The 11,933-nt window shown below is 64.1% G+C and carries 14 protein-coding genes and 1 pseudogene; 12 read left to right on the top strand and 3 right to left on the bottom strand.

Annotation, left to right across the window (positions count from 1 at the left end; genetic code table 11):
* Positions 1-12: 12 nt before the first annotated feature.
* The 3 genes and pseudogenes from AB6804_RS02860 to AB6804_RS02850 all read left to right on the top strand — a co-directional run.
* The gene (locus AB6804_RS02860) at positions 13-1,383 is read left to right on the top strand and encodes an AAA-associated domain-containing protein (protein ID WP_370885146.1); all 1,371 of its coding nucleotides are present in this window, start codon (positions 13-15) and stop codon (positions 1,381-1,383) included.
* 180 nt (positions 1,384-1,563) lie between these two features.
* On the top strand, positions 1,564-1,764 hold the full coding sequence (locus tag AB6804_RS02855; RefSeq protein WP_370885145.1) for a type II toxin-antitoxin system HicA family toxin: 201 nt from the start codon (positions 1,564-1,566) through the stop codon (positions 1,762-1,764).
* 88 nt (positions 1,765-1,852) lie between these two features.
* Positions 1,853-2,017, top strand: a pseudogene (locus AB6804_RS02850) (type II toxin-antitoxin system HicB family antitoxin); the annotation flags it as partial.
* 65 nt (positions 2,018-2,082) lie between these two features.
* Here AB6804_RS02850 and AB6804_RS02845 read toward each other — a convergent pair.
* From AB6804_RS02845 to AB6804_RS02835, 3 genes are all read right to left on the bottom strand, one after another.
* Entirely contained in the window at positions 2,083-2,607 is a 525-nt protein-coding gene (locus AB6804_RS02845) for a hypothetical protein (protein WP_370885408.1), read from the bottom strand.
* Complete coding sequence (locus AB6804_RS02840) at positions 2,604-3,158, bottom strand: hypothetical protein (protein WP_035960705.1); 555 nt, start codon at positions 3,156-3,158, stop codon at positions 2,604-2,606. The genes AB6804_RS02845 and AB6804_RS02840 overlap by 4 nt, the downstream gene beginning before the upstream one ends.
* Before the next feature lie 264 nt (positions 3,159-3,422).
* On the bottom strand, positions 3,423-4,490 hold the full coding sequence (locus tag AB6804_RS02835) for a sigma-54 interaction domain-containing protein (RefSeq protein ID WP_370885144.1): 1,068 nt from the start codon (positions 4,488-4,490) through the stop codon (positions 3,423-3,425).
* 617 nt (positions 4,491-5,107) lie between these two features.
* Between AB6804_RS02835 and AB6804_RS02830 the strand changes: the two genes are divergently transcribed.
* From AB6804_RS02830 to AB6804_RS02790, 9 genes are all read left to right on the top strand, one after another.
* Entirely contained in the window at positions 5,108-5,470 is a 363-nt protein-coding gene (locus AB6804_RS02830) for a hypothetical protein (protein ID WP_370885143.1), read from the top strand.
* Between the two features lie 56 nt (positions 5,471-5,526).
* Positions 5,527-5,844: a YqjD family protein gene (locus AB6804_RS02825; protein WP_035960707.1), complete on the top strand. Its 318-nt coding sequence runs from the start codon at positions 5,527-5,529 to the stop codon at positions 5,842-5,844.
* Positions 5,845-5,884: 40 nt separating this feature from the next.
* A complete protein-coding gene (locus AB6804_RS02820; RefSeq protein WP_035960708.1) occupies positions 5,885-6,094 on the top strand; it encodes a hypothetical protein in 210 nt (69 codons plus the stop codon).
* 333 nt (positions 6,095-6,427) lie between these two features.
* Positions 6,428-7,831 (top strand): sigma-54-dependent transcriptional regulator, encoded by a 1,404-nt coding sequence (locus tag AB6804_RS02815; protein ID WP_370885142.1) that lies wholly within the window; start codon positions 6,428-6,430, stop codon positions 7,829-7,831.
* 203 nt (positions 7,832-8,034) lie between these two features.
* Entirely contained in the window at positions 8,035-8,235 is a 201-nt protein-coding gene (locus AB6804_RS02810) for a hypothetical protein (protein ID WP_370885141.1), read from the top strand.
* A gap of 233 nt (positions 8,236-8,468) precedes the next feature.
* Positions 8,469-8,705, top strand: coding sequence for a hypothetical protein (locus tag AB6804_RS02805; RefSeq protein WP_370885140.1), 237 nt, complete (start codon positions 8,469-8,471; stop codon positions 8,703-8,705).
* Between the two features lie 191 nt (positions 8,706-8,896).
* Positions 8,897-10,345 carry an alpha,alpha-trehalose-phosphate synthase (UDP-forming) gene (gene otsA / locus AB6804_RS02800; RefSeq protein WP_035960714.1) on the top strand — a complete coding sequence of 483 codons (1,449 nt, stop codon included), beginning with the start codon at positions 8,897-8,899 and terminating at the stop codon, positions 10,343-10,345.
* A gap of 139 nt (positions 10,346-10,484) precedes the next feature.
* Positions 10,485-10,838, top strand: a complete 354-nt coding sequence (locus tag AB6804_RS02795) for a chemotaxis protein (protein WP_370885139.1) — start codon at positions 10,485-10,487, stop codon at positions 10,836-10,838.
* Positions 10,839-10,955: 117 nt separating this feature from the next.
* Entirely contained in the window at positions 10,956-11,864 is a 909-nt protein-coding gene (locus tag AB6804_RS02790; protein ID WP_370885138.1) for a YihY/virulence factor BrkB family protein, read from the top strand.
* The last annotated feature ends 69 nt before the right edge of the window (positions 11,865-11,933 follow it).

Genomic DNA, 11,933 nt, shown 5'->3' with positions numbered 1-11,933 from the left:
GGACGAGTTCCGATGCAGAACCTCAAGAACACGCAGACGCCCGGCGCGCAGACCGGTCCGCGCACGGGCGCGGCCGCAACGCCGGCGAAGCCGCCGCATCCTGGCGCCGAAATCCTGCGCGTGCAGAACGTGAGCCGCGGCTTTAACAAGACGCAGGGCGAACTGCTCGTGCTCGACGACGCGAACCTCTCCTTGCGTCAGGGCGAAATCGTCGGCTTGCTGGGGCGCTCGGGGTCGGGCAAGTCGACGTTGCTGCGCATCATCGCCGGCTTGATCGAACCGACCGCCGGCGAAGTCACGTATCTGAACGAGCCTTTGCGCGGCCCGGCGAAGGGCGTCGCGATGGTGTTTCAGACGTTCGCGCTGTTCCCGTGGCTGACCGTGCTGCAGAACGTGGAAGCGGGTCTCGAAGCGCAGGGGATCGGCGCGCGGGAGCGTCGTGAACGGGCGCTGGCCGCGATCGATCTGATCGGCCTCGACGGTTTCGAGAACGCCTATCCGCGCGAGCTGTCCGGCGGCATGCGCCAGCGCGTGGGCTTTGCGCGCGCGCTCGTCGTCGATCCGACGCTGCTGCTGATGGACGAACCGTTTTCCGCGCTCGACGTGCTGACCGCCGAAAACCTGCGCACGGACCTGCTGGACCTGTGGACGCAGGGGCGGCTGCCGATCAAGTCGGTGTTGATCGTCACGCACAACATCGAGGAAGCGGTGTTCATGTGCGACCGGATTCTGGTGCTGTCGTCGAATCCGGGGCGCGTGATGGCCGAAATCAAGGTGCCGTTCAAGCATCCGCGCAACCGGCTCGATCCGGCGTTCCGCCGCCTCGTCGACGACATCTACGCGAAGATGACCGCGCGCCAGCTCGATGAATCGAAGAAGAAGGGGCTGGAGCTTGGAAGCTGGCTGCCGTCGGTGTCGACGAACCTGATGGCCGGTCTCATCGAAACGCTGGCTGCGGAGCCGTATCACGGGCGCGCGGACATGCCGGAAATTGCGCGGTCGCTGCATCTCGAAGTGGACGATCTCTTTCCGATCGCGGAAGTGCTCCAGCATCTCGGCTTCGCGGACGTGCGCGAGGGCGACATCTATCTGACGCCGCAGGCGCGCGTGTTCGCGGAATTCGGCACGCAGGAACGCAAGATGATGTTCGCGGAACATCTTTTGAGGCACGTGCCGCTTGCCGCGCGGATCAAGAAGGTGCTCAACGAGCGGCCGGGGCATCGCGCGCCGCGCGTGCGCTTCGAGCAGGAACTGGAGGACTTTCTCTCCGATAAGGCCGCGCAGGAGACGCTGGATGCGGTCATCGACTGGGGACGGTATGGGGAAATCTTCTCGTACAACGACCAGACGGAGATGCTCAGTCTGGAGGATGTGGAAGGTTAGTGGTTCTGTTTGATTCGTTGAAAAAGCGCGGTGGCCGGGGACGGCGCCGCGCTTTTTTTGCGTTGCGATTGGCCGATTGGCCGATTGGCTGAGTGTAAGAATTGAGCGCGGCGCCGTAGGTTCTCGTCTTCGACAATTCGCTTCGTGTGTAGAACTGCACACGAAGCATGCGGAGGCGGGATGGATTCCTCGCGCTTGATACGAATGCTTCTGAATGACGGCTGCCACCTGGTGCGCATCAAAGGCAGTCATTACCACTTCAAACACGGAACGCGGCAAGCACGCTCGACCGTGGTTAATCATAAGAAAGATCTGCGTGTCGGAACAGTCAGAGCGGTTTCGAAAGGCGCCGGAGTGCTGAACCGGCTGTACTTGTCGTAAGCGAACGATCGGACATGGAATTCGCCATCGTCATTCATAAAGAGCCTGAAAGCTGCTACGGAGTCATCGTGCCGAACGTGCCGGGTGTCTTCTCGAAGTCGATCTCTCGAAGCTCGACTCGAAGCCCGAGCGCATCAACATCAGCTTGCCGCGCTTCGTCCTGCACAAGATCGACAGTTACGTCGAGGCGCGGCACGAGACGCGCAGCGACTTTCTCGCGCGTGCCGCGCTGGAAGCGATCGCGCGCGGCTGACCCATGCGAAAAAGCGCGGTCCCGTTGGCGGGAACCGCGCTTTCCTATTCGCACCCGAGCAGTCGTTACTGCAGCGTGCCCCAGCGCTCGACGGCAGGCTCGGCCGACGCCCATTTCCATCCTTCGCTCTGCTTGCATGTGGTCGCGAGGAACCAGTCCGCATGCGCATTCGGCTCGTCGCCGTCTGCCACGGAGAACGCGAACTCCTTGCAACTCGCGAGCGCGTTGTCGAACACCCGCAGCACGCGGACGTCGCCGTGGCCGTTCTCGATCGGCAGCGTGTGCTTGACCTTCCACGGGCGGGTTTCGCCGACCGCCGAGTCGCCCGCCGTCGCCGCGATCGCCATCTGCTGATCGGTATGGAGCGACTTGGACACGCGCTTGACGGCTTCGTCCGTGGCGGCCTGCACCGCGATACCCACGCCGAAACCGATTGCCGGATTGGTCGTGACCGCGCCCGTCGCCACACCCGCGACCGCACCGGCCGCCGCGCCGATCGACGCGCATCCGCTCATGGCCGCGCACGCCGCTGCAACGGCGGCGAGAAGCGCGAGGCGCAGCGCCGCCGGATTCATCAGCCGCACCGTCATTGCAACGAGCCCCAGCGCGGCGTGGCAGGTTCCGCCGACGCCCACTTCCACTTGTTGCCATCGCGGCAGACGGACGCGACGTAAAACGCGCTGTCGGCGGCGCGATCCGTCGTGGCGTCGCGATCGACGGAGAACACGATTTCCTTGCAATCCAGCGTGCCGCTGCTGATCGCGCGGCTAACGGTCACGCGGCCTTTCTCGTCTGCTTCGAGCGGGATCGAGTGGACCGAAACCCACGGCGCGACCGCGCCGACGCCGAGCGGGCCCGCAGCTGCGGCGATCTTGTCCTGCGTATCGGTGTGAATGACTCGCTGTGTGTACTGCACGCCCGCGCGTGCCGCCGCAACCGCGCCCAGACCGATGCCGGTGGCGACTGCCGCATTGTCCGTCACCTTCGCGGCGATGGCCGCGCCCGCGATACCCGCGCCCGCCGTCGCGCCTTCACTGTAAAGCGAGTTGCACCCGCTCAAGGTCAGGCACGCGATGGCGCCGGAGACGATCGCGGTGAGCGCGGCGACGCGACGGCCGCGCCGGGGGACACAGATCTGCATGTTGCTTTTCCTTCGTCTGCCGTTTTTATAACGATGCGATTGAACGCACGCGGCCAAGTCTTGTTCCGAACGATTGCCCACGACGAACGAACAGGCGCGACGCATCGGGCTTCGCGCATTTTGAAGCAAGCCTCTAATTAACGGCGATGGAAAATTGCAAGAAATTGCAAGCGCGGGGAACGCGTTGCGCGGCGTGTAACGCAGGAAGCGCCGCCGAGGACCGGATGCCGATGACGCAGTCCGGTCCGGATCCGCTGGCGCGGATCAGCTTTCGCTAGCCGACGAAGCGGTGTCGCCGCCTTCGGTGTCCTCGTTCTCGTAAGCGCCGAGGCGGTTATACAAGGTCTTCAGACTCACGCCGAGCGCTTTCGCCGCGCGCCGCTTGTCGCCGCCGCAATGCTTGAGCGTGCCGAGAATGATCTGCTTTTGCGCATCGGCGAGCGGCGTGCCGACCCAGACGTTCATCGCATCGCCCTGAGTGATCGGCTTCTTCACGCGCGATGCCAGATGCGGATGCGCGATCTCCACCGTCTTCTCCGCCAGAATGAACGCGCGATACACCGTGTTCTTCAGCTCACGAACGTTGCCCGGCCACGAATAGGTACGCAGCACGTCGAGCGCGCGCTTGCTGAACGCCTTGTTCGTGCCTTCTTGCGCATTCATCTCGGACAGGAAATACTGCGCGAGCAGTTCGCGGTCCGAATCGCGCTCGCGCAACGGCGGCGCGCGCAGCGGAAAGACGGCAAGGCGATACATCAGGTCTTCGCGCAGCCCGTTCTCTTTCACGGCGGCGATGGGATCGCGGTTGGTGGCGGCAATCACGCGCACGTCCGACCGGATGAGATCGTTGCCGCCGACCCGGAAGAACGTGCCGGTCTCGAGCGCGCGCAGCAACTTCACTTGCCGGACCGGCGACATTTCCGTCACTTCGTCCAGAAACAGCGTGCCGCCATTGGCGTGTTCGAAGTAGCCGACGCGCCCCTGCACCGCGCCCGTGAAGCTGCCCTTCTCGTGGCCGAAGAGCTCGGCTTCGATCAGATTGTCGGGAATCGCGCCGCAGTTCACGGCGATGAACGGCGCGTCCTTGCGCGCGCTCTGGTCGTGAATGGTCCGCGCGACGAGTTCCTTGCCGGTGCCGGACTCGCCGATGATGAGCGCCGTCGCATCCGTTCCGGCGACGCGCTCGATCTGTGAATACAGCTCGAGCATCACGGGCGACGAGCCGTACAGCAGTCCGTAAGACTTCAAACCCGGCACATCGCCCGCATTGCGCTTCTTCTGCGCGGGTGTATCGCCTGCGACGAGCGGCGGGTCAAGATCGGTTGACGCCATAGGTCCTGGTGGTTCCTGAGTATTGCGAATGTGGTTGGGCGGGCGGCGACGCAGCAGTCGATGCAGGCGCCGCCGAAGCGGGCAGGGGCGCGATCGCAGTCGCGCGCGGGCCTCGAGCCGCGTTCGTGCGTTGGATTTCCTCGCGCATGGCGCACGCGCCATGCTGACCGTCCGCATCATCGATGACGTGCTGGCGCTGCTGCCGTGCTCGCAGTGGCGATGAGCCGATTCCCTCTCTATGCGTCGGTCCGAAGTCGCGCGGCGCGCATCGCGCGCGAAATTGCCGCGTTCATCGCGCTTCGCCGCCGACGACTCTATCTCATAAACGCTATTTAACCATTCGCAACGATATTGCGGCAATGCGCTCTTGACCGCGGGGTGGCAATTTGTCTGATTGCCTTGAAGACTCCAGACGGTTCCGGAAAGGTTCGCCGCATGCGCCGCGAATTTACAAGCCGACGGCGTAAGACTTACCCGCCGGCACGCCGCTTGACCGCCTCACGCCCGCATGTGCCGCTTGGCACGGATGCTGCTCTTCGCTGTGCATCCTTATTCGAATGCCCGATCACACGCCGAAGCGCGGGGCAGTGCAGGGCAGTGCGAGGGGCCGAGACATCATGGAAGACATTTTCGATTTCGATATTGCCGCCGAGGAGCGCCATTCATCGCCGGGTGTTGCGCCGACCGCGCGGAGCGAGCGGGGTGGCTCATCGAGCGATGGTCAGGAACTCGCGGCGGGCGAGGCGATCGACATCTATCACTGGGCGGCGGTCGCGCTAGTCACAGCTCTGATGTGCGCGGTGCTCGGCTACGCGGCCGGCACGCCTGCGCTTTCGCGTGCCGCGAACATGACGAGCCTCGTGTTCGGCGTCGCGGGCGGCATGCTGACCGCAAGCGGCATCGTGCGCCGGCTGCGCGCCCGGCTGACGGCGAACGGGCCGGGCAAACCGTTGACGGTGACGGTTGCCGAATCGCAGTAAGGACTGCATCAACGTAGCAATCACTGATAGCAAACCCAATGTGGAGGACTGATTCCATGAGTCAAACGACTGTCCAGCTTGCGTTGGGCAAGCAGAAGATCATCGAAGACATCAAGGTGCTGCTGAACGACTCGGAAGAGCTGCTGCGGCTGTCGGCGACGCTGCCGGGCGAAGGCGTCGAGGCGCTGCGCTCCCGCCTGCGCGATCACACCGATACCGCCCGCGCCGCGCTCGAAGACGCGCAGGCCAACGCGCAAAGCCGCTATCGGGCGGGCATCGACTGCACGGAGAAATACGTGCGCGACAACCCGTGGAATTCGCTGGGGCTGGCTGCTGCTGCCGGCTTCCTGCTGGCGGTCCTGATCTCGCGCTGATCAGACATCGAAACTCATTAACGGCAGGAGAGAATACGAAATGGCACGTTCTTCGATTGGAGTGTTCGGGGCGCTGTTCGCTGTCGGCAGCGTCCTTGCGTGGAAGTGGATGCAGTCGCAGGACGGGACCGCGCGCCGCTTCGGACGCGACGCGCGGCGCACGGTGTCGTCTTCGCGGCGGCGCTCGGCGGTGAAGGGCGACGAGATCGTCGGCGGCACCGCCGATGCGTGGCATTTCCCGCGAAGCTGACTGCTGGTCGAGCCGGCAAGCCGGCTAAATCGGACGATTTACCCCATCCCCAATGCAGACGCACGCCACCCCGGCGTGCGTTTTTATCTTAATAAACCCTTATAATTGAGAAACCTCTGCCATAAGTGGCCTAATTGGCAATACTTACGGCGTCAGCCCCCAAGCGTGCGGAAGTTTCGGAAATTATTTTATTTTCTGCGCCTGAACCGGCTCGTCACTTCTTGACGCCCGGCCGCAAGACGCACCGGCCCGGATGGCGGCCCGCCGCCCGGAGACGACCACGCCGCCACGCGGTGTGTGACCCTGAAACGCTTTGGAAGAATTCGAGACGCAATGCCACACGTATTGATTGTCGATGACGATCCCAGTACCCGCGAGGCGCTAGCCGCGATCATCGGCGAAGATGGACTGACGACAGCGACCGCCAGCGATTTGCGCGAGGCGCGCATTCAGCTCGTGAGGCAGACGCCGGACGTCGTGTTCACGGACCTCAAGTTGCCCGACGGCACGGGCGTCGACCTTTTCGAGGATCTCGATCCGCGCTCGGGCGTGGAGGTGATCGTCATCACCGGACATGCGACCGTCGAATCGGCCGTGAGCGCGCTCAAGATGGGCGCGACCGACTATCTCGTCAAGCCGATCAACATGCAGCGCGTCAAGGCGATTCTTTCGCGCCTGCCGCGCCCCGGCGACCTCAAGGCGGAAATCGGCACGCTGCGCGGCGAATTGCGCCGCATGGGCCGCTTCGGCTTGATGCTCGGCAATTCCCCCGCGATGCAGACGGTCTACGATCAGGTTGGCCGCGTCGCGCCGACGGCGGCGTCGGTGCTGCTGATCGGCGAATCGGGCACCGGCAAGGAAGTCGCTGCGCAAACGCTGCACGAGCTGAGCCTGCGCCGCAAGCACTCGTTCATCGCGGTGAACTGCGGTGCGATTTCGCCGAATCTCATCGAGTCCGAAATGTTCGGGCACGAGCGCGGGTCGTTCACCGGCGCGGATCGTCAGCACAAGGGCTATTTCGAGCGCGCGAACGGCGGCACGCTGTTCCTCGACGAAATTACCGAGATGCCGATCGAGCTTCAGGTCAAGCTGCTGCGTGTGCTGGAAACCGGCATGTTCATGCGCGTCGGCACGACGAAGGAACTCGAGACGGACGTGCGTCTGATCGCCGCGACCAACCGGGACCCCGAGCAGGCCGTGCTCGAAGGCAAGCTGCGCCTCGACCTGTATCACCGGCTGAACGTGTTCCCGATCAACTTGCCGCCGCTGCGCGAGCGGGGCAAGGACGTCGAACTGCTGGCGCAGGCGTTCCTCGACGAACTGAACTCGCGCTACAACACGCGCAAGGATTTCCCGCCAGCAGTGCGCGACATGCTCGCGTCGTATAACTGGCCGGGCAACGTGCGCGAGCTGAAGAACTATGTTCAGCGTGCGTACATCATGTCGGGGGCGGATTCCGACAGCACGGCCACAGTGCCGCTGCAGATTTCGCTGTCGAAGCCGTCGGCGGGTACGGCGGTGACGATTCCGTTCGGCACGTCGCTCGCGCAGGCCGACCGGCAGTTGATCCTTGCGACGCTGGAGCAATGCGGCGGCGTGAAGACGCGGGCGGCGGAGATTCTCGGCATCAGCCTCAAGACGCTCTATAACCGGCTCGTGGAATACGGCGAGGATGCCAACAAGGCGGCTGTCGGCGAAGGCGCCGATCCGAACGACGCCGATAGCGAAAATCCCTGATCGTCGGCTATCTTCACACGAAAAAGACGCCCGCTGCTTGCAAAAAGCGCGGGCGTTTTTGTTGGCAGGCGCGATTTCAGCCACCATAATGGGGTCGATGGACGCGATCGTGTCGAAACAAAAGGGAACGCGCCTTGCGTGATCGTGAACGCCTGCGTCGATGACGCATGCATCCATGATCACAAGACCGCAAGGAGCCCGCTATGTCCGATTCCGAACGCGCGCCCATCAGTGCGCAGACGCCTCAGCCGCCGGACCCGCCGGTGACGCCGCCCGATCAGCCGCCGTCGACTCCGATTCCGCCGGACACGAACCCGGACCCGACGAGCGATCCCCCCGAGCAGCCGATGCAGCCCATCGGCGACCCGCCACCGGGACCGGGCGACGCTCCTCCCGTAGCCTGAGTGGCCGACGGCGTCTTTAGGACCGATTCACCGAATTCGTGCAAAGCCTGAATAAGTTTTCAATTTGAAGGTAGGGATTACAACGAATGACGCAAAGATGACCGGCCGCGCATCTCGTGGCCGGTTTATTTTTCCGAGGACGCGCTGAACCGCCGCCTTTACGCGCGACGGAACAGTGCGTTGGTCCGACGCCGCCGAGGTCCATTCACGACGGCCTTCTTTCTGGAGGCACCATGAGACATCCCGCACTTCGACGCTCCGCGCGTCACTCTTCCAAACGCGAAGCACGCGCTGAGGCAGCCAAGAACGGCACGCCGCAAAGCGCGTCGCCGCCGCCCGCCGAACACGACCCCGCCGGTCAGAACCGCCCCGCGCCTGACGCTCCGCCCGATGGCGAGCACAATCAGGGCGGCGTACGTCGCGAGGGCATCGACTATCAGCGCGATCTCGGCTCCGAGCAGGACGCTTGATCGCCGCTTGCGCGAGCGTGACTCCGAACAGCATAAAAGTTCTACGCAGCGGCCTTGTGCCGCGCGTTTTCTTCGTCCGTAACATCTAGATACGAACTTATGAATCGAATAACGCGCACATCGGCATAGGATTTGCATCCCCTAAGGCGTCCTTTCGGGCATGCAACGACAACTGAAGAGGTGAGCCTGTAATGAGCAGATTGATCGTGGTATCGAATCGCGTCGCGCCGGTTCAGGAGGGTAAGCCCAGCGCGGGCGGTCTCGCTATCGGCGTGCTGGATGCGCTCAAAGAGACGGGCGGCGTGTGGTTTGGCTGGAGCGGCGAGATTGTCGGCGAATCGGCTGCGCCGGTCGTCGAAAAGAACGGCAATGTGACTTACGCGACCGTCGGCCTGACCCGGCGCGACTACGACCAGTATTACCGCGGCTTCTCGAACGCGACGCTGTGGCCGACCTTCCACTATCGCAATGACCTGTCGCGGTTCGATCGCGAGGAATACGCGGGCTACATGCGCGTCAACGCGACGCTCGCGGCCAAGCTCAAGACGCTTCTGCAACCCGACGACATCATCTGGGTTCACGACTATCACATGCTGCCGTTCGCGCAGGAACTGCGCAAAATCGGCGTGACGAACCCCATCGGCTTCTTCCTGCATATTCCGTTTCCGGTGCCCGAAGTCATGCGCACCGTGCCGCCTCACGAAGAACTGATGACAGCGATGTGCCAGTACGATGTCGTCGGCTTCCAGACGGACAACGACAAGCAGTCTTTTGTCGATTACATCGAGCGCAGCGGCCGCGGCCATTCGAGCGAAGACGGCATGCTGCAGGCGTTCGGCCGCATGCTGAAAGTCGGGGCGTACCCGATCGGCATCTATCCCGACGCGATCGCAAAGGCCGCCGAGCAGTTCTCCGGCCGCAAGCAGGTCAAGAGCCTGCGCGACAGCATGCGAGGCCGCAAGCTCATCATGAGCGTGGATCGCCTCGATTATTCGAAGGGCCTCGTCGAGCGGTTCCAGGCGTTCGAGCGCCTGCTGCTGACCGCGCCGGGCTGGCATGGGCGCGTGTCGCTCGTGCAGATCGCGCCGCCGACGCGCTCCGACGTGCAGACGTATCAGCGCATCCGCCAGAATCTGGAAGGCGAAGCGGGACGCATCAACGGACGCTTCGCGCAACTCGACTGGACGCCCATTCAGTACCTGAATCGCAAGTACGAGCGCAACCTGCTGATGGCGTTGTTCCGTCTTTCGCAGGTCGGCTATGTGACGCCGTTGCGCGACGGCATGAATCTGGTCGCGAAGGAGTACGTCGCATCGCAGGACCCGGCCGATCCGGGCGCGCTCGTGCTGTCTCAATTCGCGGGCGCGGCGGATCAGCTGCCGGGGGCGCTCGTCGTCAATCCGTTCGATTTGTCGCAGATGTCCGAGGCGCTGGAGCGCGCATTGTCGATGCCGCTCGCCGAACGTCAGGCTCGCCACGCCGACATGATGGCGCCGCTGCGCGAGAACAATCTCTCCGTATGGCGCGACTCGTTCCTGTCGGATCTGCGCAGTGTCGCGACGGCAAGCTCCGTCACGGCGAAGACCGTCAAGACGGTGAAACAGGGCGCGGCGACGGCGAAGCGCGCTGCCCGCGCATAAGCGGGACGCGCGCCGCCCGCGCGCGAGCGCACGGTTCGATGAAGCCCCGCGTCTCGGCAGAGCGCGGGGCTTTTCTTTGGCCCGCGAACGCGGAACGGGACTTGCGGTCTCGTTACCGACACAATCGAAGGAGGTCATCATGACGGGAAGCACACTGAATCCGCCGGATGAGGGCGGCGTGGAATGGGGCAAGGGGCACGGCACGGGCGCGCTCGGACCGAGCGATTCATCCGATAGCGGTTCGGACGTGCAGGGCGAAATGCGCCGCCCGGGCGATATTGAAGACGAGCTGGACGCCCACGCGCTCGGCCTGTCCGATGCGCAGCTCAATAGCGACACCGATCGCGCCGGCACCGGCGAAGACGCATCCGCCGATGGCGACAACAATCTCGAAGTCGACGGCGACATCCTGCCGAACCAGGTCGAGGACGAGGACGTCGAATCCCTGACCGACGACGGCGCGGACCCGGCCGGCGACGACGAACCCGTCTGACGCCATTGGCTAAAAGCGAGGCGCGAGCGGACGATTCCGCCCGCGCCTTTTTTACACGCATCGCATGCGGGGAAGCTAACATCGGCGGTTGACGCATCACACGCCGCCTCCTTGCCGATGACTCGCGAAGTCCCCAATCCGTCCGCTCCGCTCGCCGAGGGCCGCACGTCGCGGCTCGGCTGGCTCTCGTGGATCGCCGATCCCGTCGCGCAGTGGCTTCAGGACCACTGCCTGATGTTCTCGGCGGCGATCTCTTTCTTCGCCGCGTTCTCGCTCGCACCGACGCTCGTCATCGTGATCTCGGTTGCGAGCGTTTTCTTTGGCGCCGATGCCGTGCAGGGCCGCCTGTTCGACGAAATCAGCGGCGTCGTCGGTGCGGATGCCGCTCACGCGCTGGAAGCGATCGTCGCCAACGCATGGCAGGCCGACATGGCGCGGCGCACGGCGGTGCTGTCGATCGCCGGCGTGCTGATCGGCGCGTCGGCGACGTTTTCATCGCTGCATAGCGCGCTGAACGTGATCTGGCCGACGCCGGCCGTCAGCACGCGCGACAGCCTCTTCGCGCTGCTGCGCGTGCGGCTCATGTCGTTCGGGCTGGTCGTGGGTGCGGGGCTGCTCGTGGTCGTGTTGCTCGTACTCGATGCGCTCGTCGAAGTGCTTGGCCACTGGGCCTTCGGCGACGGCAGTCCGTTCGTCGTCCTGTCGACGCTGACGCGCCGCGCGATATCGCTTGCGATGCTGATGCTCGCTTTCTCCGTCCTGCTCAAGTTCCTGCCGACGACCCGTATGCGCTGGCGCGATGCCGCGCTCGGAGCCGCAGCCGCCGCGCTGCTGTTCGAGGGCGGCAAGCGCCTGTTCGCGTTTTATCTGCAGCACGCAGGGACGGCGAACATGTTCGGCGCGGCGGGATCGCTCGCGATCATTCTCATGTGGCTCTACTACTCGGCAGCGGTGTTTTTGCTCGGCGCGGAGCTGTCCGCGACCGCGGCGCGCAAGCGCACGCACCGCGAATCGGGCTGGCGATAGCGTGCAAGACCCGGACGAAAAAAAGGCCGCCTGTTGAAAGGCGGCCCGACAGCTACGCTCCGTTACTCT

Origin of the sequence: Caballeronia sp. RCC_10, from assembly GCF_041360715.1 — a bacterium.
GTDB classification, from domain to species: Bacteria; Pseudomonadota; Gammaproteobacteria; order Burkholderiales; family Burkholderiaceae; genus Caballeronia; species Caballeronia grimmiae.
Note: the sequence above shows the minus strand (reverse complement) of the source record. Positions and strands in the feature narration are given on the sequence as shown.

Bases quoted from the DNA above. Each gene is read 5' to 3' on its own strand.
- AB6804_RS02820 (WP_035960708.1), top strand. From the start codon at position 5,885: ATGGCACGTTCTTCGATTGGAGTGTTCGGGGCGCTGTTCGCTGTCGGC.
- AB6804_RS02840 (WP_035960705.1), bottom strand. From the start codon at position 3,158: ATGCAGATCTGTGTCCCCCGGCGCGGCCGTCGCGTCGCCGCGCTCACC.
- AB6804_RS02825 (WP_035960707.1), top strand. From the start codon at position 5,527: ATGAGTCAAACGACTGTCCAGCTTGCGTTGGGCAAGCAGAAGATCATC.
- AB6804_RS02860 (WP_370885146.1), top strand. From the start codon at position 13: ATGCAGAACCTCAAGAACACGCAGACGCCCGGCGCGCAGACCGGTCCG.
- AB6804_RS02815 (WP_370885142.1), top strand. From the start codon at position 6,428: ATGCCACACGTATTGATTGTCGATGACGATCCCAGTACCCGCGAGGCG.
- AB6804_RS02835 (WP_370885144.1), bottom strand. From the start codon at position 4,490: ATGGCGTCAACCGATCTTGACCCGCCGCTCGTCGCAGGCGATACACCC.
- AB6804_RS02805 (WP_370885140.1), top strand. From the start codon at position 8,469: ATGAGACATCCCGCACTTCGACGCTCCGCGCGTCACTCTTCCAAACGC.
- AB6804_RS02845 (WP_370885408.1), bottom strand. From the start codon at position 2,607: ATGACGGTGCGGCTGATGAATCCGGCGGCGCTGCGCCTCGCGCTTCTC.
- AB6804_RS02795 (WP_370885139.1), top strand. From the start codon at position 10,485: ATGACGGGAAGCACACTGAATCCGCCGGATGAGGGCGGCGTGGAATGG.
- AB6804_RS02810 (WP_370885141.1), top strand. From the start codon at position 8,035: ATGTCCGATTCCGAACGCGCGCCCATCAGTGCGCAGACGCCTCAGCCG.
- AB6804_RS02790 (WP_370885138.1), top strand. From the start codon at position 10,956: ATGACTCGCGAAGTCCCCAATCCGTCCGCTCCGCTCGCCGAGGGCCGC.
- otsA (WP_035960714.1), top strand. From the start codon at position 8,897: ATGAGCAGATTGATCGTGGTATCGAATCGCGTCGCGCCGGTTCAGGAG.
- AB6804_RS02855 (WP_370885145.1), top strand. From the start codon at position 1,564: ATGGATTCCTCGCGCTTGATACGAATGCTTCTGAATGACGGCTGCCAC.
- AB6804_RS02830 (WP_370885143.1), top strand. From the start codon at position 5,108: ATGGAAGACATTTTCGATTTCGATATTGCCGCCGAGGAGCGCCATTCA.